Origin of the sequence: Nocardiopsis sp. FIRDI 009 (assembly GCF_003386285.1) — a bacterium.
Classification (GTDB): domain Bacteria; phylum Actinomycetota; class Actinomycetes; order Streptosporangiales; family Streptosporangiaceae; genus Nocardiopsis.
Window position 1 is genome coordinate 1 of sequence record NZ_QPNC01000026.1, and the last position, 18,699, is coordinate 18,699.

An 18,699-nucleotide genomic window follows, 5' to 3' on the forward strand; every position below is an offset into this window, starting at 1 on the left:
CACTGTAGCCGACCAGGGGCAAAGTGGGCACCTTTTGGGTACCCCGAGCGCCGCTACCTGCGTGTGGGCTGCCTAGAGAGCAGACCACGTGACCACCGACGACACCAACATCCCCGACGAGTTCGATCTCTCCGAAGCCCCTGCCGAAGGGGACGGCTACTACCAGGCAAAAACGCGCCAGTGGGTCGACCTGTGCCCCCACCTGGGCCCGTCCGACAGGACCGTTCTCCGCATCCTGACGGACCTGACCACCCACGCCAGTCACCGACGCAAGGTCAGCCTCGACGAGCTGCGCGGCGTCGTGACCACCAACCCCGTCGCGCTTGGCGAGGAGCCCAAGCCGATCTCCGCCTCCGGCCTGCTGCGGATCCTGCGCAACCTCGCTGCCCTCGGACAGATCACCGCCGACGAGGCCGGCACACCGCTGAAGTTCAGCTCCCGCAAGAGCGCCCAGGCCCGCCCGATCAGCATGACGATCTGGCGCCTGCCCCGGCACGAGTGCGGGTGCCACCGCAACGCGTTCGACGCCCTGGCCGCTGCCAAGGGCCAGGAGCCGCGGTTCGAGCCCGCCCGGATGGACGAGTCCGCCGTGCGTCGGCGCCCGAAGCGAGCGGGTCAGAAATCTAACCCGCGAGGGTCAACGGGTCAGAAATCTAACCCGGGGGGTCAGAAATCTAACCCGAGGGGTCAGAAACTTGACCCGGACTCGCACGGTGACCAGCGCGAACCCGCACTACCCATTACTCCACCCACTTCTCTCTCCTCTTCTTCCTCGGAGGTCCCGGACACCACACCGTCCTCGGTGGGTACCGGGGAGGAAGAAGACGAGACGCCTTCGGCGAACACCACCCCCACGTCGGCGACGGCCCAGGACCTCATGGGCCGCATCGACGCCAGTGCGGAGGAAGCCGAGGCGGTTCTGGACGCGATCGAGGCCGACGCGGAACGCCGCAAGGTGGACGTGGGCTCTCTTCGCCGCTACGTCTCCGGATTCGACGTTCGGGACCTGAACCGTTTTCTTCGGCAGATCCGCGCTCAGCGTGCGCCTCAGCCCCGCACGGCGGCATCCGAGGCCACGGGCCCCGACCCCGTGTGCACCGAGCACCACGAACCCCTCGACTGCCCGGTGTGCGCGACCCTGCACCCGCGCATGGTCCAGCTCCTGCTCAACCGGTTCGGACCCATCCGCCGACCTGACCTGGCCGCCCGCCTGACCCCGACCGGCACTTCCGCCTGACCCCTGAACACGACAACGGGGCCGGACATCGCCTGCAAGCTCACGTCCGGCCCCTGCCACCCATGGGATGGAAACACCAGCATGACCCACACCGAGAACACCCGCGTCCCCCCGCACGACATCCACGCCGAACAGTCCGTGCTCGGCGCGATGCTGATCTCCGCCGAGGCCGTGGTCGACGTCGGCGTCATGATCGGCGCCGGCGACTTCTACCGGCCCGCCCACCAGATCGTCTACGCCACGATCTCGGCGCTGATGGACCGCGGCGAGCCCACCGACGCCGTCGCGGTCGGCAACGAGCTGACCAAGAACGGCGACCTGGCGCGGGTGGGCGGGGCCATCTACCTGCACACCCTGACCGAGGCCGTCCCGACCGCCGCCAACGCCACCTACTACGCCAAGATCGTCGCCGACCGGGCGCTGCTGCGCCGCCTGGTCGAGGTCGGTACCCGCGCCGCCCAGATCGGCTACATCGGCGAAGGCGAAGCGGTGGACCTGGTCGATGCCGCCCAGGCCGAGATGCTGGCCATCACCGACGGCGACCAGGGCGCCGAAGAGGACCCTTTGCCGGCCGACTACCTGCCCCGGGCCATGGACCGTATCCAGCAGCGGGCCGCCAAGGGCGGCGCACTCCAGGGGATCCCCACCGGGTTCGCGGACCTGGACGCGCTCACCAGCGGACTGCTGGCCGGGCAGATGATCGTCATCGGCGCCCGCCCCGCGGTCGGCAAGACAACGCTGGCTTTGGACTGGGCGCGCGAGGCCGCCTTCCGGGCCGGGCAGACCGTGGCGTTCTTCTCCCTAGAGATGGGCGAGGAGGAACTCACCGACCGGATGCTCTCGGCCGAGGCCCGGGTCCCGCTGCACTGCATCAAGTCCGGGCTGGTCGAGGACTACCACTGGGACGCGCTCAGCGCGGCCATGCCCACGATCAGCGACGCCAAGCTCGTCATCAAGACCGGCATCAGCCAGCTCGCGCAGATCCGGGCCGCCTGCCGCAGGATGAAGCGGTCGCTGGGGCTGGGCATGGTGGTGGTCGACTACCTCCAGCTGGTGCAGACCGACAGCCGCTACGACAGCAAGCAGCAGGAGGTCACCGAGATCTCCCGGGCGCTCAAGCTCCTGGCCCAGGAGCTGGGGGTGACGGTGGTGGCGCTGTCCCAGCTCAACCGCAAGTCCGAGGACCGGGCGGACAAGAAACCGCAGATGTCGGACCTGCGCGAAAGCGGAGCGATCGAACAGGACGCTGACCTGGTGGTCCTGCTGCACCGCGAGGACGTGCACGACAAGGAGTCCCCCAGGTCGGGGGAGGCGGACCTGCTCGTGGTCAAGCACCGCAACGGGCCCACCGCCGAGCTGACCGTGGCCTTCCAGGGCCACTACAGCCGCTTCGCCGACATGGGACCCAACCCGGTGGGCTGACCGACCCGACTCCATGGGGCCGACCGGTTAGAAACAGCCGGTCGGCCCCATGGCGAGAACCCCTCACGCACCGACCCCCGGGCGGGCATCCTGAGAAGCCCGTGTTCGGACGACCTCGAAGGAGCCCCCGTGAACGCCCCCGCCTTCACCGGTGTCGAGATCCCCTACGCCTCCCTGCGCGGCGTGCTGCCGTCCCTGAAGGCCGGCACGGTCACCCTGCTGTCGTCCTGGACCACCATCGGCAAGACCGCCCTGGCCCTCGACCTGGCCCGCCGCACAGCGCTGGCGGGAGTGCCCACCCTGTACTGCTCCGGACACGAGAAGCGCGAGCACCTGGTGGTGCGGGTGCTGACCGCGACCGCGGACGTGGACAACACCGTCCTGAACGAGCGCCCGGTCGAACCCGAGGCCCTGGAACGGGTCAAGGCGGTCCAGGACATCCTCACCGCCATGCCGATGAACACCGTGAACCTGCTCAACGGCCCCATGTCCCGGGTCGTGGAGGAGGCCAAGGCCGAAGACCCCCGCCTGCTGGTCGTCGACGACGTGGACTCGCTCACCGACCCCCACGATCTCCAGGAGGCCGAACTCGCCAAGTACGGGGTGATGCTCTCCCACCTGGCCCGCACCCGCCAGATGAGCGTCCTGGTGCTCTCCCAGCTCAACCGGGTGCCCTCCGACGAGTACGGGCGCCCGCCCCGGATCGAGGACCTGGGCGTGCGTCAGGCGTTGGCTCAGGCCTGCGAAACGGTCATCCTCATGCACCGCCCCGAGTTCTACGACCCCGACGACCGACCGATGGAAGTCGATCTCCAGGTCCTCAACCCCACAGGTGCCTCCCACGGAACGGCCACACTCGCGGCCCTGCTGGCCCGCTCCCAGTTCGTCGACCTGCCAGAGCAGTAGCCACCGCAGAACGGAGAAGGCCTCGGATGACCGACACCCCCAACCCCACCGCCCAGGCCGAACGCGCTGTGCTCGGATCCGCGATGATGTCCAAGAACAGCGTCGAAGCGGTCGTGCGCATCATCGGCACCGACCCACAGCGCTTCACCGAACCCGCCCACCGGCTCGTGTACGCCAGCCTTTTGCGCCTGCGCGAACGCGACGAACCGATCGACCCCATCACCGTCCACGAGGACCTGGTCGCACGGCAGGAGTCCGACGAGGTCGGTGGTCCGCTCTACCTGCACCAGCTCACCGACGCCGCCGACCACGACAACATCGAACGCAACGCCCGCCACGTCGCCTTCACCCCCGCGTCCATCGCCTCCGAACACGCCCGGTGGGTGGGAGATGCCCTTCCCGACTATCTCGACCGACTGGAGGACCCTGGCAGAGCACCGCGGCCCAGCCCACCCACCGGGTTCGCGGACCTGGACGGGCTCCTGACCGGGTTGGAACCGGGCACGCTCACCGTGATCTCAGGCCGCCCCACCGTGGGCAAATCCGTGCTGCTGGGAAACTTCGCCCGCTCATCGGCGCTCCGCCACAGCATCCCCACCGTCTGGATCGACCAGGAGAGCCCCCGCCAGCAAGTCCTCGACCGGATCCTCTCCGCCGAAGCCCGCGTCGCCCTACACACGATCAGGCTGCGCATGATGACCGACGACGACTGGGTACGGCTTGCCCGAACCATGGGCCGCATCTCTGTATCGCCGCTGCTGCTTCACGCGGGAGCGCGTGTGGACACCGGCCAGGTGCGGCAGCTGGCCGAGGAGAGTGGGGCGGGCCTGATGGCGGTCGACGGCCTGCAACACCTCAAGCCCCGCCGAGACCGCGAGACCCGTGAGCGGGAGGTCTCCGACATCACCCGTGAGCTGAAGGACATCGCCCTGGAACTCGACATACCGGTCGTAGCCACCGCCCATCTGAATCGGGCGCCCCTCCAGCGGACTGACCCCTCTGCCACCCTCGACGATCTGCGTGAGTCCGACCTGATCGCCCACCTGGCCGACACCGTGATCCTCATCGAACGACCCGACATGCGCGACCCCAACTCCCCCCGGGCAGGGGAAGCCGACCTGATTGTGGCCAAACACCGCAACGGCCCTACCGCTGAGGTGACGGTCGCGTTCCAAGGCCACTACAGCCGGTTCTTCGACATCGCGCGAAGGTAAGCCTCTGCATCACGCACAACTCCACACCAGCGCCCTTTGGCCCGGCTACCGCGCACATCGACCGGTAAAGACCGGTACCCAGCCGGGGTCGCGCCCGCTCGGAGGTCGACCGGTCGAACCGCCCTCACGCGCACGCGCGCGAGGCCCGCCGGTGAGCACCAGGCCGCGCGAACACCGAACACCGCGCCCGTGTTCTGACGAAAACAGGCGAAGACCTAGCAGAATCGGGCCCCTTCACGGGCGCACACGGTGGTGCTCCGGGGCGTCGTGTCCCCACAACGATCTACGATGTAAGGGTGCCTGCTCGTCCTCCCCAACCCTGCAAAACCCCCGGGTGTCGGCAGAAGGCCCGCCCGGGGAAACCCACCTGCGCTGGGTGCCGCACCCGGGCGAACCGGGACCTGCGCCAGCGGCGCGGTGATTCCACCGCCCAGGGGTACGGCCGCAGTCACCGGCAACGGTTCCGGCCCGGCGTGCTGGCCCGAGACCGCATCTGCCAGATGTGCAAGAAGGCCGAGGCCACCGAAGCTGACCACTACCCGCTGGACCGCAGAACCCTCGTCGTCATGGGGCTGGACCCGGACGACCCCGAGCACGGGCGGGGCCTGTGCCACACCTGCCACTCCCGGCACACCGCCGCCACGAACCCGGGGGGCTGGTACCGGCACGCCCCCTGGTAACCCACCCCCTAGGAGGGGTAGGGGGGTCGAAATCCCTCCAGGCCGGAGAGACGTCCAGCGCGCGGGTAACCCCGTTTCCGCGGCTCGGAATTTCCCGAACTGTTCCCATCGCCGCAGGTCACGGTCTGCTGAGGTACGCGATCACCGGGCTCCGTGGCCACGTGCCCATGCTCCTGGACGACGACGGCGACCGCGTAGGTCATCCCGCCCACACGTGACAAAAACCCCGGAACAGTTCCACAAGCGACTGGTCATGAGTGTGGCGGCCTCTGCGTCCTGAACCGGCCACCCCCTCTGGGAGTTGTGGTCTTCGGCGCGGGGTAGTGGTCGGTCACGGTTACGACGATTTAACCAAGGAACCCCCCATGTCCCACCCCTGTCTGCGCTGTAGACGTGTCTCTCTCCCGAACGTTGGGCTCTGTCCCCCTTGCGCCAGAAAGGTCAACGAAATAGCGGACAGAGAGGTTGAAGAAGCGGAACGCGAAGGCGCACTGATCGCTGCGGAACTGGCAGCCCACGACAGGATCTCCCGAGTAACAGGAGGGCGCGGAGGGTCCGGGTGCGCCCTGCTTGTGCTTGCCGGTGCCGCTCTCCCGGTCATCCTTGACTTGGTGCAGGTCTTGTAGGCGAGATTCTTCCAGCGAGTGGCGCGGGCCGATCAGCGAGGCTGTCTCGCCGGGCAGGTCGTGCTCGGCGAGACAGCCTCCGTCTCAGGCCAGGGACGGGTTCGGACCGCTGGGGGCCCGCCACCCCTCCTCCGTGTCAGCCTCCCGAGGTGGCGGGAGCTTGCGCTGACGCTTCCTCCTTCGGATGCGGTAGCAGGCGTCCTCCCACGCCTTCAGCTCCTTGGGGTCCAACACCCCGCAGCCACGCACGAAGGCCAACACCGCGACCATCTGCGGGCCCCTGTCCTCGACTTTGAGGACCTTGCTGATCGTGTTGTAGGAACGGGCCTGGTGTTTGGTCGGATCGACTCCTTCGGGGATGGTCAGGGAACGGTGAGCGATATCGCGCAGCGAGGGTTCGCCCGCGCGGATGTGTAGGCACACAAGAGCCTCGACCAGGTCCTCGTGGGTGACCGCCCTACGCGGGTCGGTCGCGGCCTCCGTGGGATCCAAGAAGGTCTCGTCACTGTGCTGGTAGCCGCGCTGCTCCAGCATGGTGCGGCTCAGCGCCAGCCGGTGCCGCTGCCCCGGGGGCATGACGATCTCCTCGAACTCGGCCAGGGCGGCGGCCAACGTGCCGTAGTCGGCGTTGAGGCCGTCACCGTAGGCCAACAGGGAAGCGATCAAGGGCCACCCGTCATCGTCGCGGTCCAGGTCCTTCAGCACGGTGCGCAGGGCGTGGATGTCGCCGTGCACCAAAGCTGTGGTCACCGGCTCGGGGATACCCAAGACGTCGGTGCACACCTGACGGAAGGTGGCCTCATCGGCGCCGGATCGGGCGCGTAGATGGAACACCAGGGCCTGGAAGCGGTCCTCGGAGGAGAACCGGGACAGCGGGTAGGTCTGATCGAGGATCTCGATGGTGAGCTTGATGCCGCGTGCGGCGTGCTCGCCCACCAGGCGCGCTAGCGGGCGTAGAGGCGGTGGGCGGCCTTGACCGCTGCGTAGGCCAGTGCCGATGCCGCGGCCACGGCGACGGCGGCGTCATGACCGGCATGGATGGCGTAGACCGCGAAGCACACGACCACGATGACCACGATGATCTTCAGCCCCGGGCGCCCCTGGTCACGGGGTGCGGGGGTGGGGTGGGACATCTCCACCAGTTTGTCTCCTCGTTGAGAACGTCATCGAACCGCAGGTGGCACCCACCGACACGTCGGCGGATCGCCTTCTGGGTGACCGGATGACGGCGTGCCGGGGGTCGCGGCCCCGGAGAAACGCCGTTCCTTGCACTATGCCAGCTCGCGGAGACGCAGAAGAACAACGCGGACATCAAACGCATCTTGCGACACACGATCCTCGGGTACAACCCTGTTGACCTGCGGATACGTCTGTGTGTCACTGTTTGTGGAGAACAATTAATTTTTGTCACGCGGGCCCCCGTGACACCGGATATCGACAAGGTGTGTTTTACTGCTTTCGGGTACCCACATGCGCCCGCTATGCCCGATTTATCGGTACAGCGGGTGCTTTGAGAAGTCATCTTGACCGGGTGAAGTCTCAGGAGCGTCGCCAGCGACCCGTCGCGGGGGAACTGGCTGATCCTGCGGGTCCGCCAGGGGACCCCCCATTCCTTGGCGGACCTGTGGCACCTGTTCAGCACTGTCACGCCGTGGTCTCAGACCGCCCCGGGTAGGGCGCGTGACACGCGATGACAGCACGTTCTTGCAGTTCAGAGGCGAATTTTAGACGGGTGGGCGCCCCGGGCTACAGCTCCAGGGAGGTCTGCCCCGGCACCTGATCACCGCTGTCCCCGGAACGGCGTGCTCGGCAGCGGCGGCACGTCACCGGCCCCGGAGCCGCCTGGAGACGCAGCGGGTCCGCGCTGGCGTGGCACAGCACCCCGGGCACCTCCACCCCCACCCAGATCCGGGTGATCAGCTCGTGAGCGACCGCCCCGTCCCCGATCCGCACCGCCTCGGCGTCGGCCAGCTCCTCCCGGCGGCGACGCAGGACGGCGGCCAGGTGCTCTACCTCCGGGTCGGCGGATGCGACCAGCGGCGGCTGCTCGCTCACGACTCGTCATCCAAGAACAGCGCCACCGCTTCGTCCAGGGCGGCGAGTGCCTCCTGCTCGGTCTCGCCCTGGGACACCACACCGAACTCGACGGCCTCGGCGACGAACCCGCCCACCTCGGTGTCGGGCGTCAGGCGGGGCGTGAACCGCGGTGAGTGCTCCATGAGCTTCAACGTACCCACCGAGCCAGGTGGCGGATCGGGGAATTCATCGTCAAGCCAAGCTTGACTTCGTTGGTCAGTGCAGACGGACCGCCCCGCCCTTCTCACGCCTCCTAGCCCGGTCCTGGGCACCCTGCTTGGAAATCCCCCCGAGCGCCGCACCGATCTGGGACCAGGACGCCCGCCCACCCGGAGCCTCGGCGTCGCGGGCGGCGGCGATCGCGGCGCCCTCGGTGGCCGCCCACAGCCTGCGCATCTGATCCAGCAGCCCGAGCACCGCCAGACGACCGACACGGTCCAGTTCGGTGTCGGCGCTGGCGCGCTCGACCAGGACGGGCGCGGGCAGGGTGCGCAGACGGAACCGCCACTCGGTGTCGTCGGCCCCGGTCGCGTACCGGGCGGTCAGGTGCTCGGCCGGGCTCATCACCAACGGCGCGTCGGCCTTCGCGGGGTCGTAGGGGGCCAGCAGCCACGCCAGACCCTCCTTCGCCACCGGGGTCAGGAGCGTGTGCTCGCGGCCGCGGTCGTGGTCGGGGATGTGCTCGATCAACGCGTCGGCCAGCGCCGCCACGCGCGGTGTGGCGTGGTCCTGGTGGGGGTTGTCGAGGCTGGCCAGGTGTTGCTCGGCCCTCTGTTCCAGCCCGCCCCGGATGGAGGGGCCGAACTCTCCCTCCACCGCCATCACCACGGCGGCCTGGGCGAAGCTGCGGGCGGTGTAGGTGCGAATCGTGTGCAGCTCGACATCGGGCAGGGCCCGGGCGACCTCGGCACGCATCCGGTCGACGGAGGGCCCGTCGATCCAGGTGGCCTGCCACCGTGTGCCGGAGTCGTGCTCGGCTCGACAGCGCGAGCCCGGGTAGCGGTCGGCCAGCTCGGCCATCAGGCCGCGGATCTTGTGCGGGGTGCGGCTTCGACTCATGGAGTCAAGCTAACCTTGACTCTTGTGATCGTCAAGCTTTCCTTGACGCATCGTCGCTCCTTGCATAATCGGATCTATGCAAGGAGGATCGTCGGGTGACCTCCACCGACGCCCTCCCCACACCCCCACGCCCCGACCACGACGACACGACCGCCGTCGTCCTCGGCGACCCGGAGCCCGCCCTGCCCTTCGTCCTGGCCGCCGCCCCGCTCCCGGCCGCGGTCGCCCAGTGGCTGTCCGGGCTCAAGTCCGAGCACACCCGCGCCGCCTACCGCCGCGACCTGACCACGTTCCACACCTGGCTCGACACGGCGCGCGGCCACACCGACCTGGCGGCCGTCGAGGTCGGCGACATCGAGGCCTACGCCCGCCACCTGAGGGAGGAGCGCGGCGAGAAACGCAAGACCGTCGCCCGCCGCCTGTCGACCCTCTCGGCCCTGTACCGGCGGCTGATGGTCACCGGCCACGCCACGGCCAACCCCGCCGACCCGGCCCTGGTCTCCCGGGGCGAGACCCGCGTCGCCGACACCCCCACCCGCTGGGTGCAGGGCACCGACCTCCAACCCGTCCTCGCGGCCGCCGACGAACGCGACGAGACAGGCGCGCTCACCAACCCGCGCACGGCCGTGCTCATCCGGCTGCTCACCCTCTACGGGCTGCGCGTGTCGGAGACCACCTGGCTCACCTTCGGCGACCTGGTCGACGGCGCCCACGGCACCCAGTTGCGGGTGCGCGGCAAGGGCGACGTCGTCGACCACGTCGACCTGGACCAGGACACGTGCGACGCCCTGGCCGCGTGGCTGATCGAGCGCACCGTCCTGTTGCGCCAGGCCGGGCTCGAACCCGAGGACCCCGCGCTGCCGCTCATCGTCTCCCCGCAGGGGAAGGGCATCACCCGCCAGGCCGCCGCCGACGTCGTCACCCGGCTCACCCAGCGGGTGCTCGGCCGACGGCTCACCCCGCACTCGCTGCGCAAGTCCACCGCTGTGGCGTTCCACCAGGCCGGGTACTCCGACCGCGACCTCAAGCGGTGGGGGCGGTGGAGGACGCTGAACACCGTGAGCACCTACGTGGACGTGGCCGACGACGACGGTCACCCCGGCCTGGTCGCCGCCCAGGTGATCGCCTCCGCCCGCCCGCAGGCCCGCCGGGCGCCGGCCGGACGGCTGCGCAGGGAGAACTCGTGACCCGGAGGGAGCTGTGGGGGCGCATCGCCCCGACCACCGGTCGTCCCCACGGCGGGCCGGACGCCCCATGCACCCCTACAGCCTCGCCGAGCTGATCCGCGACATCGGCATCCCCGGAACAGCGGTGCGCACCTCCGCGCTGCGCCAACTCGTGCTCCAAGCCCCCGCTCCGGTCATCGCCCGAGCGCTGGGGTTCCACGACAAGACCACCACCCAGGTCGTTGCCCAAGCCGGAGGGACCTGGAACCGCTATGCCCCCAGCGACTACACATAGCCACAGGAGACATTTCGCATTGGGGGCTGTCTTGCATCCCAGAAAAGAATATTCTTAGTGAGGTTCACTGCGGGGAATTTTATGCAGAGGATGGTCCTTGACGTCCTTCCAAGCGCCTTTTGTCCGCACCCATCGATAACCGAACAGGCTTTCTTCGTGACGCTTCTGTAGGCGCAGGGATGAAAACTTCCAGGACCATCGCTGGTAGCGAAGGTTCGGCCTCATGCTTTGCCGCCAGCCGTGTCGACGAAGCGGCCGGAGTGTAGTCCACTGGATCTCGACCCAGGCGTCTCCTTGTTCCTGAGCAGGAACCCTAACTGCAGCTTCAACCGGATCGGTGCCCCCGGTCATGACGCTTCTCCATCGTTCCTGCCAAGGCGTCATGGGTGTGCAGCCCACGAACTCCACCGACACATCATGGACGATAGCGTCTCCCTCGCAGAAGATAGAGACGTGGTCTGTGTGCTCATCACTTGGCTTCAACATATGTTTCGCAGTCGGATCCTTGAGGGATGGATTCAACTCCCTGGAATGGCGCACCAACCAAGTATGTTGCGGCTGCACCCGCCACTCCAGGCGAGCCGCTAGGACGGCGGCGATGGTCGCGGCTGCGGTGAGGCAAGCCACCAGAATGTTCAGCAGCATGTGTACGCCCTGGGGGGATCGGAGTTGCACGAAGCGTGGAGTGACTCGGTTCAGGTAACTCGAGTCCGCTACGCCAACACACTAGCGCTCAGCGATACCCCTGGCAGCTACGCACAGTGATCAGCGCGGCGAGAGTCACGGAGAATTCAGATCACTGGTTCAACGACTCCTACCAGTCTCGACCCGGCCCCGCGCGTCGGACCCGGTCCTGCTCGGCCGCCAGCTCGTCGCGCAGGAAGATGGGCGCACCCCGGAAGGGACTCTCGCCCGCCTCCGACCCGTCACGGTCCGGTGAGGTGGCCAACACCACCGGCCGGTCCGACCCCAGGACCGCGGCCTCCAACCGCCAGGGGCGCCCCTCCCCCTGACGGGCGTGGGGGTCGCGCACGGCGTACAGCGCGGAGATGCAGTCCACACGCACGAGCGCCTCGTCGTCGAAGCCGAAGGTGTCGACGGGGGCCTGGAGCCAGTACTGAGTCATGGGGACCAGCATGCCGTCGTGGTGGGTCTCCACACCGGGTGATCGGCGAAACAAGGCGTCTATCTGCTGCGACTCTTCACAAAGTCAGCTTGGTGGCATGGTGACTCTGTGGCTTGGCCCCGGTGAATCTTCACTGCTGGGGTCGGCCCCGGCTGTTGGTCCGGTCGGGCTCTCGGGACAGCAGGGCCTCGATCACGTCCTCCGGGCTCATCCGCGCTTTCAGCTCTCGCAGTGCCAAACGCACGGTGCGGCTAACCACCGAGCGCTCACGTCGTGCAACGGCCGCAGCCTCGACCTGCCACAACCAGTCCATCAGCTCCTGGTCCAAGTACGCCTCGACCGAGGGTGGGCGCCTGGCTCGTGAGGTGTCGTGCTGAGGGCGACTCTTGCCCTGACGGGTGTGCAGCACCGTGCTGTCGGGTTCGGAGGTGTCGATGGAGGCCTGATGCCACTGTTGCGTAATGGGTCCAGCATGCCGTTGGTGACGGCCCCACGCTGGACCGTTGGAGGAATCAAGTCGCTCACCTGGCCTGACTCTCCACCAAGTCAACTCTCCAGCCTGGTGACTTTGTGGCTGTGCGATTTCTGCGTGCCCCGGCACGCGCGAGCGGCTCATGAGCGCCGAACCCGGCCACCAGGTCGTGTCCGAACACGCCCATTTGACGAAGACAATCCCGCCCGCTGGTGGGCCGACCCCTACGCTGCCCGAGCCATACCGCCGCAGGCACACGGGGAGACGCCATGGGCAAACGCACCAAGAAGCCGCGCAACAAGCGACTGGGACCACAGAACCCAGCCGCGCGCGAAGCGGCCGCCGGATTCGTCTTCGATTCCCCGGACGATCCGATACCGATGACCTACCAGGGGCGCATCATCACCCCCGAGGTCATCGCGCAGATGCGAGCCGAGAAACCCGACCACGCCTGGCAGCTAGACGCCGAGTGGGAGCGCGCGGTCCTGGACAACAACCAGCCCTGGCTCACCGACCAGGACCGGTTGAAGGACACCGAGGACACCTGGACACAGGCCCGGACCCTCTTCCCCGACGCCTTCGCTGACTGCGGGTGCGATCACCCCGATGACGAGGCTGACCAAGCGCCGCCGCGTCCACCGGAGGAAGTGCGAGCCGAACTGTGGGAGCACCTGGCCCCAACGGTGCCCACCGAAGGCCTGGATCCGGTCGAGATCCTGCTGCGGGTGGAGGGCATGAGTTCCATCGAAGACTTCGAGGCCACCCCACCGGACCGGTGGCGTATCGACGGCCGTCCGCTGACCAAGGAGGAGATGCGCACGGTGCTGGAAATGAAGCCCACCGACTTCATGCGCTACCACCTGATCCAGGACGAGCGCCAGGCCGACCAGGAGTAGGCCTACCTCCACAAAGCCAGCTCTGTGTGAAGCTGAACAGTCACAGAGCTGGCTTTGTGTGCAGTTCAGGAGCCTAGTAGCCCTGTTCGCGCAGCCAGGTGTCCACGGCCAGGGCGATCTGGTCCTGGATCTGCACGTCGTGGTCGGCCTTGTAGTAGGTCATCCTTCGGTGCAGCTCCAGGGCGTGCGGAAGCGCGAAGTTCGTCGGCCGCCGCTCGGCCTTGGGCACCTGCTGGATCTCGGCCAGGGGCATCGGTGGTGGCACCTGACGGCCCGAACCCGCGGTGCCGGCCGCTGACTGCTCGGCCCGTTCGGGGGCGCGCGTCTCCTTCTCGGCCTGGGCGGCGGCCTCGCGCGGGCTCTCGAACAACTCCTCCAGGACCGGACGTTCCTCCTGCGGTCGGCTGGATCCGACCTTGACCCTTTGACGGCGGGCGCTCACGCGGCAGCTCCTTCGAGGACGGGGGCGAACACGACGCGGGTGATCTCGCGGTAGTCGGCGGCCGCGGTGCACTCGGGCGCGTACAGCAGCACCGGCTGCTCGGCGAACCCGGCCTCGCCCACGCGGATGGTGGCGCGCACGGCCGCGTGGTAGGCGTCGGGGAAGTCCTCCAGGAGCTGGTCGATCACCTGGTCGGTGAGCGCGTTGGGCTGGCGCTGGGTGACCACGATGGCGTGGGTGACCTGGTCGGGGCGCAACCGCTTGCGGACCTTGGCCAGCGTCCGGTTGAGCTGGGCAACCCCTTTGAAGTCCAGGCCGCCGACCTTGACCGGGATGATCAGCCCGTCGGCGGCGACCAGGGCCGCCAGCGTCATCTCGTCCAGGTCGGGCGGGCAGTCGATGAGGTCGGCGTCATAGTAGTCGCGGTCGGAGGCCTCGATCGCCTCGTGCAGCGTCCACTCGCGCCCGGGGTCGGAGGCCACGCGGCCGAACTGCTTGACGGCCTCCGAACTCGGGACGATGTCCAGGCCGGGCACGATCGTGGGCCAGGTGGCCTGGTCCAGGGTGCACTTGCCCAGCAGCACGTCGGCCAGTTCCCAGCGTTCGGCCGGCGGGGTGTGGTGCCACTGCGGGGCCAGCGGCACCGACAGGGCGCCGTCCTGGCCGTCAGCGTCCATGGCGCGCACCCGCTTGCCCTGCTGGGCCAGGTGGGTGGCGATCTCGGCCGTGGTCGTGGTCTTGCCCTGGCCGCCCTTCTGGTTGATCACCGCGATGGTGCGCCCCGGTGCGATCGGTAGCGAGCCGGTGCGGGTGATGGCGGTGTGGGGTCTGCGGGTGGCCTGTTCGGTCACGGGCCTCTCCTTCCTGGTCGGTCGAAGGCCCATCTTTGCACCAAGGCGGCTGTGTGGCTGTGCAGCTCCTCAGAGAGTTGAGGTGTCACGGAGTCACAAAGTTGACTGTGTGGCTTTGTATGCAGGTCAGCGCATCTTCCTGACACGGCGAAGGTCCCGCTTCTACGCTGGCAGTGCGACCTGACCAACCCGAGAGCGGGACCCGCCCATGGACGCTACCCCCGCAGGCGACCGCCTACGCGACCTTCGCCGCCACCGCGGCCTCACCCAGGAAGCCCTCGCCGAGACCGCCGGGCTCAGCATCGGCGTGATCAAGAAGATCGAGCGCGGCGGCACCGCCCGCATCGAGACCTACCACGCCCTCGCCCGCGCCCTGGGCGTGCGCACCTCCGCGCTGTTCGAGCCGTCCGGCCCCGGGCAGGACACCCATGCCGACGAGACCAAGCTCGACCTTCTCGCGCTGCGCCAGGCGATCTCCCCGCCCGTCACGATCACCGGCCGACTCGGCTTCGTCCAGGACGACGACGAGGAACCCGACCTCGACCGGCTGCGGGCCACGGCGGAGGCCTCCGCGATCGCCTACCACCGCGACAAGTACCCGGCCATGGGCCAGCTCCTGCCCGACCTGGTGAAGTCGACGCACACCGCCGTCGACCACTTCACCACGGGGCCCGAACGCGACACCGCGCTCTCGATCCGCTCGGAGGTGTTGCAGATGGCCGGCCGGTACCTCACCCAGGTGCGCGCCTACGACCTGGCGCACATGGCCCTGACCGACGCCGTGCGCGACGCGGTGGCGGCCGCCGACCGGCTCAACGCCGCCTCCGCGATCATCGGCCAGGCGTGGATCCTGCTGCGCCAGGGCCGCCTCGATGAGGCCGAGCAGATCGCCGCGTCCACGGCCGATGAGGTGGAGCCGCGCCTGTCGTCGGCCACCCGGGAGGAGCTGGCGGCGTGGGGGTGGCTGCTGCTGCGCGCCTCGGCGGCCGCAGCCCGCAACAACCGCCCCGCCGAGGCCCGGGAGTTCGCCCGCCTGGCCGCGACAGCCGGGGGCGCGGTCGGCGCGGAGGTGACCGACCACCTGCGGGGGTGGGGCACCTTCGGGCCGCTGACGGTCCGGTTGAAGGCGATCGAGAACCAGATGGTCGCCGACCGGCCCGACCAGGTGCTCGCGATGGCCGACCGGCTCCCGGCCGGGGTGGGCCGGTCGACGTCGGACAACTGGAACCGGCACCGGCTGGACGTGGCCTGCGCGCACGCGGCGCTGCGCCAGGGCACGGAGGCTACGACGGTCCTGGTGGGGTTGCGCCGCCAGGCTCCGGAGTGGCTTCGGCATCAGCGCCTGGCGGCCCGCACGCTCCGGGACGTGCTGGCGTTGCGCAAGCGGTCGCTGACGCGGGACCAGCGGGAGCTGGCGGCGTTCCTCGCGGTCGACGGGGCATGACCGCCGCGGTGAACGGCCACGCTGCGTGTCTGTTGGGGCGGTTCGGGTGTCCGTAGCGTCCCGGTCATGAACAGCGAAACAGCGGTTGATCAGGCGCTTGAAGCGCTCCGCGACAGGCACGGCGACCGGTACGTGATCACCCGCGTCGGTCGACTCTGGAAGGCGACCGATCGGGACCCGAACACGACCACGGAACCGACCCTGGTGGAGGACACCCCCACCGCTCTGGAGGAGCGGATGCGCGCTCCGGGGCCGCGTGTGGCCGTCCCGTACCAGCGGGAGGTCCGATGACCCGCCGCGCCAAGCCGGTGCCCTCCACCGGAGCCAACCGGCCGCTCACCGCCTCCGAGTGCCGCCAGGAGGAGATCCAGGGCCGGGTACTCGCGGAGCGACGGAAGCTGGAGGAGAAGCTCCGCGCCGCCAGAGAACCGGTGCCGGACCCGTTCGAGGACACCTGCTGGGGCGACTGACTGAGTGTGCAGCGGACTGCACGCACTATTGCCCCTGACCGTTCGTACAGGAACGGTGGCACCGTGACGTGCAGCCGTCACCAGAGCCTGTCTGGAGGCCCTTGGTGACGGCTGCACGTCACAGTCCACTTGAACGAACGTGTCACCAGCCGCAAACGAGGGCCGTTCCCTCACTGGTCGACGGTGCGCGCCTTGCGCGCTCTCCAGGCGCGGGTGCGGCACCGGCCCGAGCAGTAGCGGGCATCGGCACGCCGCGCCGCTCCGGCCAGCAGGATCGTTCCGCAGACCGGACAGAAGTCCCGCTCCATAGGGGTTCCGGCGAGTTCGTCCCGGGTTACCACCACGGCCAGGCCGATGATGCGGGCGGCCTTGCGCCGGTCCCGGTAGGCCAGGGCGCGGCACGCTCCGTCGCAGTAGGCCCGGCGGGGTGAGGAGTTCTTCGGAAGCGCGGCCCCGCACACCACGCACTTGCGGTGACGCCTCATGGTGGGAGTGTTCCCCCACGTCTGGGTGACGTCGGGGGACCGGTCACCGTCCTGCGGCAGGTTTTACTCGCATCTCGGTGGCCCCTGTCCCTCGGCTGTGCAGCGGACTGCACGCTCGATGGCGAGCGTTGGATCCTCAGCCTGTGCTCCTCAACGAGGACCAGGACCTCCTATGCATTCCTCAGTGGCCCAGGGAGCACGTAGCCGAGCGAGTACTCAGAGGCATCCGACTCGAACACTCCATGGCACTAGACCAAGCGCACCTATTGCGTCACTGACGTAACACACCTAGGCATCATGATGTTCGCGGCCCGCCCGGCTCGGTCCGGGCGGGGTTCCGGCGCCTGGGCGCGGTGCCACGCACGTCCTGTCGGCGCCGGGTTCCCGGCCGGGATGGCGGGGTCCCGGGGCGGCGAGCCCCGGGTACCACCAGTCCTCAACCCCAGTGCCGTCGCGGCGCGACACGCCGACACGCCGGTATCGCAGATACCTGGGTACTTACGCTTTCGTTTTTCGTCAGTGACGATTTCCACGCACCTGGTCGTGGAACCGGTCCGCAGCCGACTTCACCGCGTCCACTCCGCGCATAATCCGCTCCACCTCGCGCACGCTCATCTGCCCCTGGGCGATGGCGGCCGCGGTGCGCACGAGGAGGCGCTGGAGCTCGCGCGGACGCGGATCGGCGCCGGGGGCGTCCGGCTCTCGCTCCCAGGGATCCTCCGGCGGCGCGTACAGGTCGCCGTGGTGGAGGCCGGGGGGCTGGACGGGGCTGCGCATCACCCGCGTGCGCGTCACGGTCCGCTCCACGACCTCGCGCACCGGTTCGTCGTCGCGCCGCGCGGTCCCGGCCTCCTGGTCGCGTTCCAGGCGCTCTTGGGCGGTGCGTAGCTCGTAGGCGCGTTGCCGGTGTGCGGGGGAGCAGTACCGCCGTTGGCGGCCCCGTCCCCGCGCCCGGGGGGCGAGTTCCTTGCCGCACCACTCACAGGTCCGCCGGATCACTTGTTCGCGGACGGTCTCGATCACGTCGGGGTCGGTCTGCTCCTGGCCGTCGTCGACGACGCCTTCCTCGGGGGTGTGGTCCATGCCCCGGACTTTAGCGTCACTGACGCTATATGGAACGGCAGAGCGCAGGTATCCCTCCGGATACGGGCACGGCGTGTCGCCCGTGAGGGCGTATCTCGCCAGAGATACAAAGGCTCACCGCCGCCAAATTTCATCAGTGACGTTGCCCCTTTCCGGCTCACTTGGTTCGCCCCGGGCACGCTGACACGTCCCGACCGCCTGTCTGTGGAGGGATCACGGCACACCATCCCCGCGTCTCCATGCACTCGGGCCGGTGTTGGCGGCGGGGGATGGCGCACCGCCTCGACACCGTGGCAAACGCTGCGCGGGGCGCGGCAGCGGGCGCTCAGCCGGGGATCACTGCATAGTGCCTAGGTGTGCTTCGTCAGTGACGTTATTGCTAGTGGGTTGGTTGGATTCAGGGGTGGATGGGGGTTGGGGTCGGCATGCTGATGGGCATGACGGATGAGATCGAGGGCCAGGAGGAGAACGCGCACCGACGGCGGCGTGGTGGGTCTCTGCCCGCGATCCGCGACGCGCTCCAGCGCCATCGCCCGGCGGGGCCAGCTCACTGGGCGGGTGGCCGGGGTGCCGAGCCTCGTGGCGTCCAGGAGCCGGTCGACGTCGTCGGCGACGCGCCGTTCCGGCGTCTGCCGCCCACAGGGTGATTCGGCCTTGCCGGAGCCTCAGACCCGGCAGCACCTTCCCGGGGGCACCAGAGCGGGGAAGGGGAGTCCCCCAGGGGTACGGCAGTACGTCATGACGTAGGC

The 18,699-nt window shown here is 68.9% G+C and carries 22 protein-coding genes; 11 read left to right on the forward strand and 11 right to left on the reverse strand.

Annotated features, from left to right (window positions below; all coding sequences use genetic code 11):
- Positions 1 to 88: 88 nt before the first annotated feature.
- The 5 genes from DVR05_RS21415 (at position 89) to DVR05_RS21435 (ending at position 5,459) form a co-directional block, all read left to right on the forward strand.
- The gene (locus DVR05_RS21415) at positions 89 to 1,237 is read left to right on the forward strand and encodes a hypothetical protein (protein ID WP_116247701.1); all 1,149 of its coding nucleotides are present in this window, start codon (positions 89 to 91) and stop codon (positions 1,235 to 1,237) included.
- An 81-nt stretch (positions 1,238 to 1,318) separates the two neighbouring features.
- Positions 1,319 to 2,659: a replicative DNA helicase gene (gene dnaB / locus DVR05_RS21420; RefSeq protein WP_116247702.1), complete on the forward strand. Its 1,341-nt coding sequence runs from the start codon at positions 1,319 to 1,321 to the stop codon at positions 2,657 to 2,659.
- A 129-nt stretch (positions 2,660 to 2,788) separates the two neighbouring features.
- Positions 2,789 to 3,565: a DnaB-like helicase C-terminal domain-containing protein gene (locus DVR05_RS21425; RefSeq protein WP_157982495.1), complete on the forward strand. Its 777-nt coding sequence runs from the start codon at positions 2,789 to 2,791 to the stop codon at positions 3,563 to 3,565.
- A 26-nt stretch (positions 3,566 to 3,591) separates the two neighbouring features.
- A complete protein-coding gene (locus DVR05_RS21430) occupies positions 3,592 to 4,779 on the forward strand; it encodes a DnaB-like helicase C-terminal domain-containing protein (RefSeq protein WP_116247704.1) in 1,188 nt (395 codons plus the stop codon).
- A 473-nt stretch (positions 4,780 to 5,252) separates the two neighbouring features.
- Positions 5,253 to 5,459, forward strand: coding sequence for a hypothetical protein (locus DVR05_RS21435; RefSeq protein ID WP_198659282.1), 207 nt, complete (start codon positions 5,253 to 5,255; stop codon positions 5,457 to 5,459).
- A gap of 710 nt (positions 5,460 to 6,169) precedes the next feature.
- On the opposite strand, the gene DVR05_RS21440 is transcribed toward DVR05_RS21435, so the two are convergent.
- From DVR05_RS21440 to DVR05_RS21460, 5 genes are all read right to left on the reverse strand, one after another.
- The gene (locus DVR05_RS21440; RefSeq protein WP_116247705.1) at positions 6,170 to 7,021 is read right to left on the reverse strand and encodes a hypothetical protein; all 852 of its coding nucleotides are present in this window, start codon (positions 7,019 to 7,021) and stop codon (positions 6,170 to 6,172) included.
- An 8-nt stretch (positions 7,022 to 7,029) separates the two neighbouring features.
- Positions 7,030 to 7,218 carry a hypothetical protein gene (locus DVR05_RS21445; RefSeq protein WP_157982496.1) on the reverse strand — a complete coding sequence of 63 codons (189 nt, stop codon included), beginning with the start codon at positions 7,216 to 7,218 and terminating at the stop codon, positions 7,030 to 7,032.
- Positions 7,219 to 7,831: 613 nt separating this feature from the next.
- Positions 7,832 to 8,140, reverse strand: coding sequence for a hypothetical protein (locus DVR05_RS21450; RefSeq protein ID WP_116247707.1), 309 nt, complete (start codon positions 8,138 to 8,140; stop codon positions 7,832 to 7,834).
- Positions 8,137 to 8,304 (reverse strand): type II toxin-antitoxin system HicB family antitoxin, encoded by a 168-nt coding sequence (locus DVR05_RS21455; protein WP_157982497.1) that lies wholly within the window; start codon positions 8,302 to 8,304, stop codon positions 8,137 to 8,139. The genes DVR05_RS21450 and DVR05_RS21455 overlap by 4 nt, the downstream gene beginning before the upstream one ends.
- 73 nt (positions 8,305 to 8,377) lie before the next feature.
- The gene (locus DVR05_RS21460) at positions 8,378 to 9,220 is read right to left on the reverse strand and encodes a hypothetical protein (RefSeq protein WP_116247709.1); all 843 of its coding nucleotides are present in this window, start codon (positions 9,218 to 9,220) and stop codon (positions 8,378 to 8,380) included.
- Positions 9,221 to 9,315: 95 nt separating this feature from the next.
- On the opposite strand from DVR05_RS21460, the gene DVR05_RS21465 reads away from it, so the two are divergent.
- Together DVR05_RS21465 and DVR05_RS21470 are read left to right on the forward strand one after the other, a co-directional pair.
- Positions 9,316 to 10,407: a tyrosine-type recombinase/integrase gene (locus DVR05_RS21465; protein WP_116247710.1), complete on the forward strand. Its 1,092-nt coding sequence runs from the start codon at positions 9,316 to 9,318 to the stop codon at positions 10,405 to 10,407.
- A 67-nt stretch (positions 10,408 to 10,474) separates the two neighbouring features.
- Positions 10,475 to 10,681, forward strand: a complete 207-nt coding sequence (locus DVR05_RS21470) for a hypothetical protein (RefSeq protein WP_198659283.1) — start codon at positions 10,475 to 10,477, stop codon at positions 10,679 to 10,681.
- Positions 10,682 to 10,735: 54 nt separating this feature from the next.
- Here DVR05_RS21470 and DVR05_RS26735 read toward each other — a convergent pair whose 3' ends face one another.
- The gene (locus DVR05_RS26735; protein ID WP_157982498.1) at positions 10,736 to 11,326 is read right to left on the reverse strand and encodes a hypothetical protein; all 591 of its coding nucleotides are present in this window, start codon (positions 11,324 to 11,326) and stop codon (positions 10,736 to 10,738) included.
- Between the two features lie 169 nt (positions 11,327 to 11,495).
- Entirely contained in the window at positions 11,496 to 11,807 is a 312-nt protein-coding gene (locus tag DVR05_RS21475) for a hypothetical protein (RefSeq protein ID WP_157982499.1), read from the reverse strand.
- Between the two features lie 741 nt (positions 11,808 to 12,548).
- On the opposite strand from DVR05_RS21475, the gene DVR05_RS21485 reads away from it, so the two are divergent.
- Positions 12,549 to 13,175, forward strand: coding sequence for a hypothetical protein (locus DVR05_RS21485; protein ID WP_116247714.1), 627 nt, complete (start codon positions 12,549 to 12,551; stop codon positions 13,173 to 13,175).
- 73 nt (positions 13,176 to 13,248) lie between these two features.
- Here the strand turns inward: DVR05_RS21485 and DVR05_RS21490 are convergent, their stop codons facing one another.
- Positions 13,249 to 13,617 carry a hypothetical protein gene (locus DVR05_RS21490; RefSeq protein WP_116247715.1) on the reverse strand — a complete coding sequence of 123 codons (369 nt, stop codon included), beginning with the start codon at positions 13,615 to 13,617 and terminating at the stop codon, positions 13,249 to 13,251.
- Positions 13,614 to 14,468, reverse strand: a complete 855-nt coding sequence (locus DVR05_RS21495) for a ParA family protein (RefSeq protein WP_157982500.1) — start codon at positions 14,466 to 14,468, stop codon at positions 13,614 to 13,616. The genes DVR05_RS21490 and DVR05_RS21495 overlap by 4 nt, the downstream gene beginning before the upstream one ends.
- 208 nt (positions 14,469 to 14,676) lie before the next feature.
- Between DVR05_RS21495 and DVR05_RS21500 the strand changes: the two genes are divergently transcribed.
- The 3 genes from DVR05_RS21500 to DVR05_RS21510 all read left to right on the forward strand — a co-directional run bounded on the left by DVR05_RS21500 (position 14,677) and on the right by DVR05_RS21510 (position 16,382).
- Positions 14,677 to 15,912, forward strand: coding sequence for a helix-turn-helix domain-containing protein (locus tag DVR05_RS21500; protein ID WP_116247717.1), 1,236 nt, complete (start codon positions 14,677 to 14,679; stop codon positions 15,910 to 15,912).
- Positions 15,913 to 15,978: 66 nt separating this feature from the next.
- Positions 15,979 to 16,203 (forward strand): hypothetical protein, encoded by a 225-nt coding sequence (locus DVR05_RS21505; protein ID WP_116247718.1) that lies wholly within the window; start codon positions 15,979 to 15,981, stop codon positions 16,201 to 16,203.
- Positions 16,200 to 16,382 (forward strand): hypothetical protein, encoded by a 183-nt coding sequence (locus DVR05_RS21510; RefSeq protein ID WP_116247719.1) that lies wholly within the window; start codon positions 16,200 to 16,202, stop codon positions 16,380 to 16,382. The genes DVR05_RS21505 and DVR05_RS21510 overlap by 4 nt, the downstream gene beginning before the upstream one ends.
- Before the next feature lie 170 nt (positions 16,383 to 16,552).
- Here the strand turns inward: DVR05_RS21510 and DVR05_RS21515 are convergent, their stop codons facing one another.
- Positions 16,553 to 16,867 carry a DUF2116 family Zn-ribbon domain-containing protein gene (locus DVR05_RS21515; protein WP_116247720.1) on the reverse strand — a complete coding sequence of 105 codons (315 nt, stop codon included), beginning with the start codon at positions 16,865 to 16,867 and terminating at the stop codon, positions 16,553 to 16,555.
- A gap of 516 nt (positions 16,868 to 17,383) precedes the next feature.
- Positions 17,384 to 17,950, reverse strand: coding sequence for a hypothetical protein (locus tag DVR05_RS21520; RefSeq protein WP_116247721.1), 567 nt, complete (start codon positions 17,948 to 17,950; stop codon positions 17,384 to 17,386).
- Positions 17,951 to 18,699 lie beyond the last annotated feature (749 nt).

What these genes read in the sequence shown, in the direction of transcription:
- dnaB (WP_116247702.1), top strand. Translation starts at nt 1,319, where the DNA reads ATGACCCACACCGAGAACACCCGCGTCCCCCCGCACGACATCCACGCC.
- DVR05_RS21430 (WP_116247704.1), top strand. Translation starts at nt 3,592, where the DNA reads ATGACCGACACCCCCAACCCCACCGCCCAGGCCGAACGCGCTGTGCTC.
- DVR05_RS21445 (WP_157982496.1), bottom strand. Translation starts at nt 7,218, where the DNA reads ATGTCCCACCCCACCCCCGCACCCCGTGACCAGGGGCGCCCGGGGCTG.
- DVR05_RS21455 (WP_157982497.1), bottom strand. Translation starts at nt 8,304, where the DNA reads ATGGAGCACTCACCGCGGTTCACGCCCCGCCTGACGCCCGACACCGAG.
- DVR05_RS21460 (WP_116247709.1), bottom strand. Translation starts at nt 9,220, where the DNA reads ATGAGTCGAAGCCGCACCCCGCACAAGATCCGCGGCCTGATGGCCGAG.
- DVR05_RS21470 (WP_198659283.1), top strand. Translation starts at nt 10,475, where the DNA reads ATGCACCCCTACAGCCTCGCCGAGCTGATCCGCGACATCGGCATCCCC.
- DVR05_RS26735 (WP_157982498.1), bottom strand. Translation starts at nt 11,326, where the DNA reads ATGCTGCTGAACATTCTGGTGGCTTGCCTCACCGCAGCCGCGACCATC.
- DVR05_RS21475 (WP_157982499.1), bottom strand. Translation starts at nt 11,807, where the DNA reads ATGACTCAGTACTGGCTCCAGGCCCCCGTCGACACCTTCGGCTTCGAC.
- DVR05_RS21485 (WP_116247714.1), top strand. Translation starts at nt 12,549, where the DNA reads ATGGGCAAACGCACCAAGAAGCCGCGCAACAAGCGACTGGGACCACAG.
- DVR05_RS21500 (WP_116247717.1), top strand. Translation starts at nt 14,677, where the DNA reads ATGGACGCTACCCCCGCAGGCGACCGCCTACGCGACCTTCGCCGCCAC.
- DVR05_RS21505 (WP_116247718.1), top strand. Translation starts at nt 15,979, where the DNA reads ATGAACAGCGAAACAGCGGTTGATCAGGCGCTTGAAGCGCTCCGCGAC.
- DVR05_RS21510 (WP_116247719.1), top strand. Translation starts at nt 16,200, where the DNA reads ATGACCCGCCGCGCCAAGCCGGTGCCCTCCACCGGAGCCAACCGGCCG.
- DVR05_RS21515 (WP_116247720.1), bottom strand. Translation starts at nt 16,867, where the DNA reads ATGAGGCGTCACCGCAAGTGCGTGGTGTGCGGGGCCGCGCTTCCGAAG.
- DVR05_RS21520 (WP_116247721.1), bottom strand. Translation starts at nt 17,950, where the DNA reads ATGGACCACACCCCCGAGGAAGGCGTCGTCGACGACGGCCAGGAGCAG.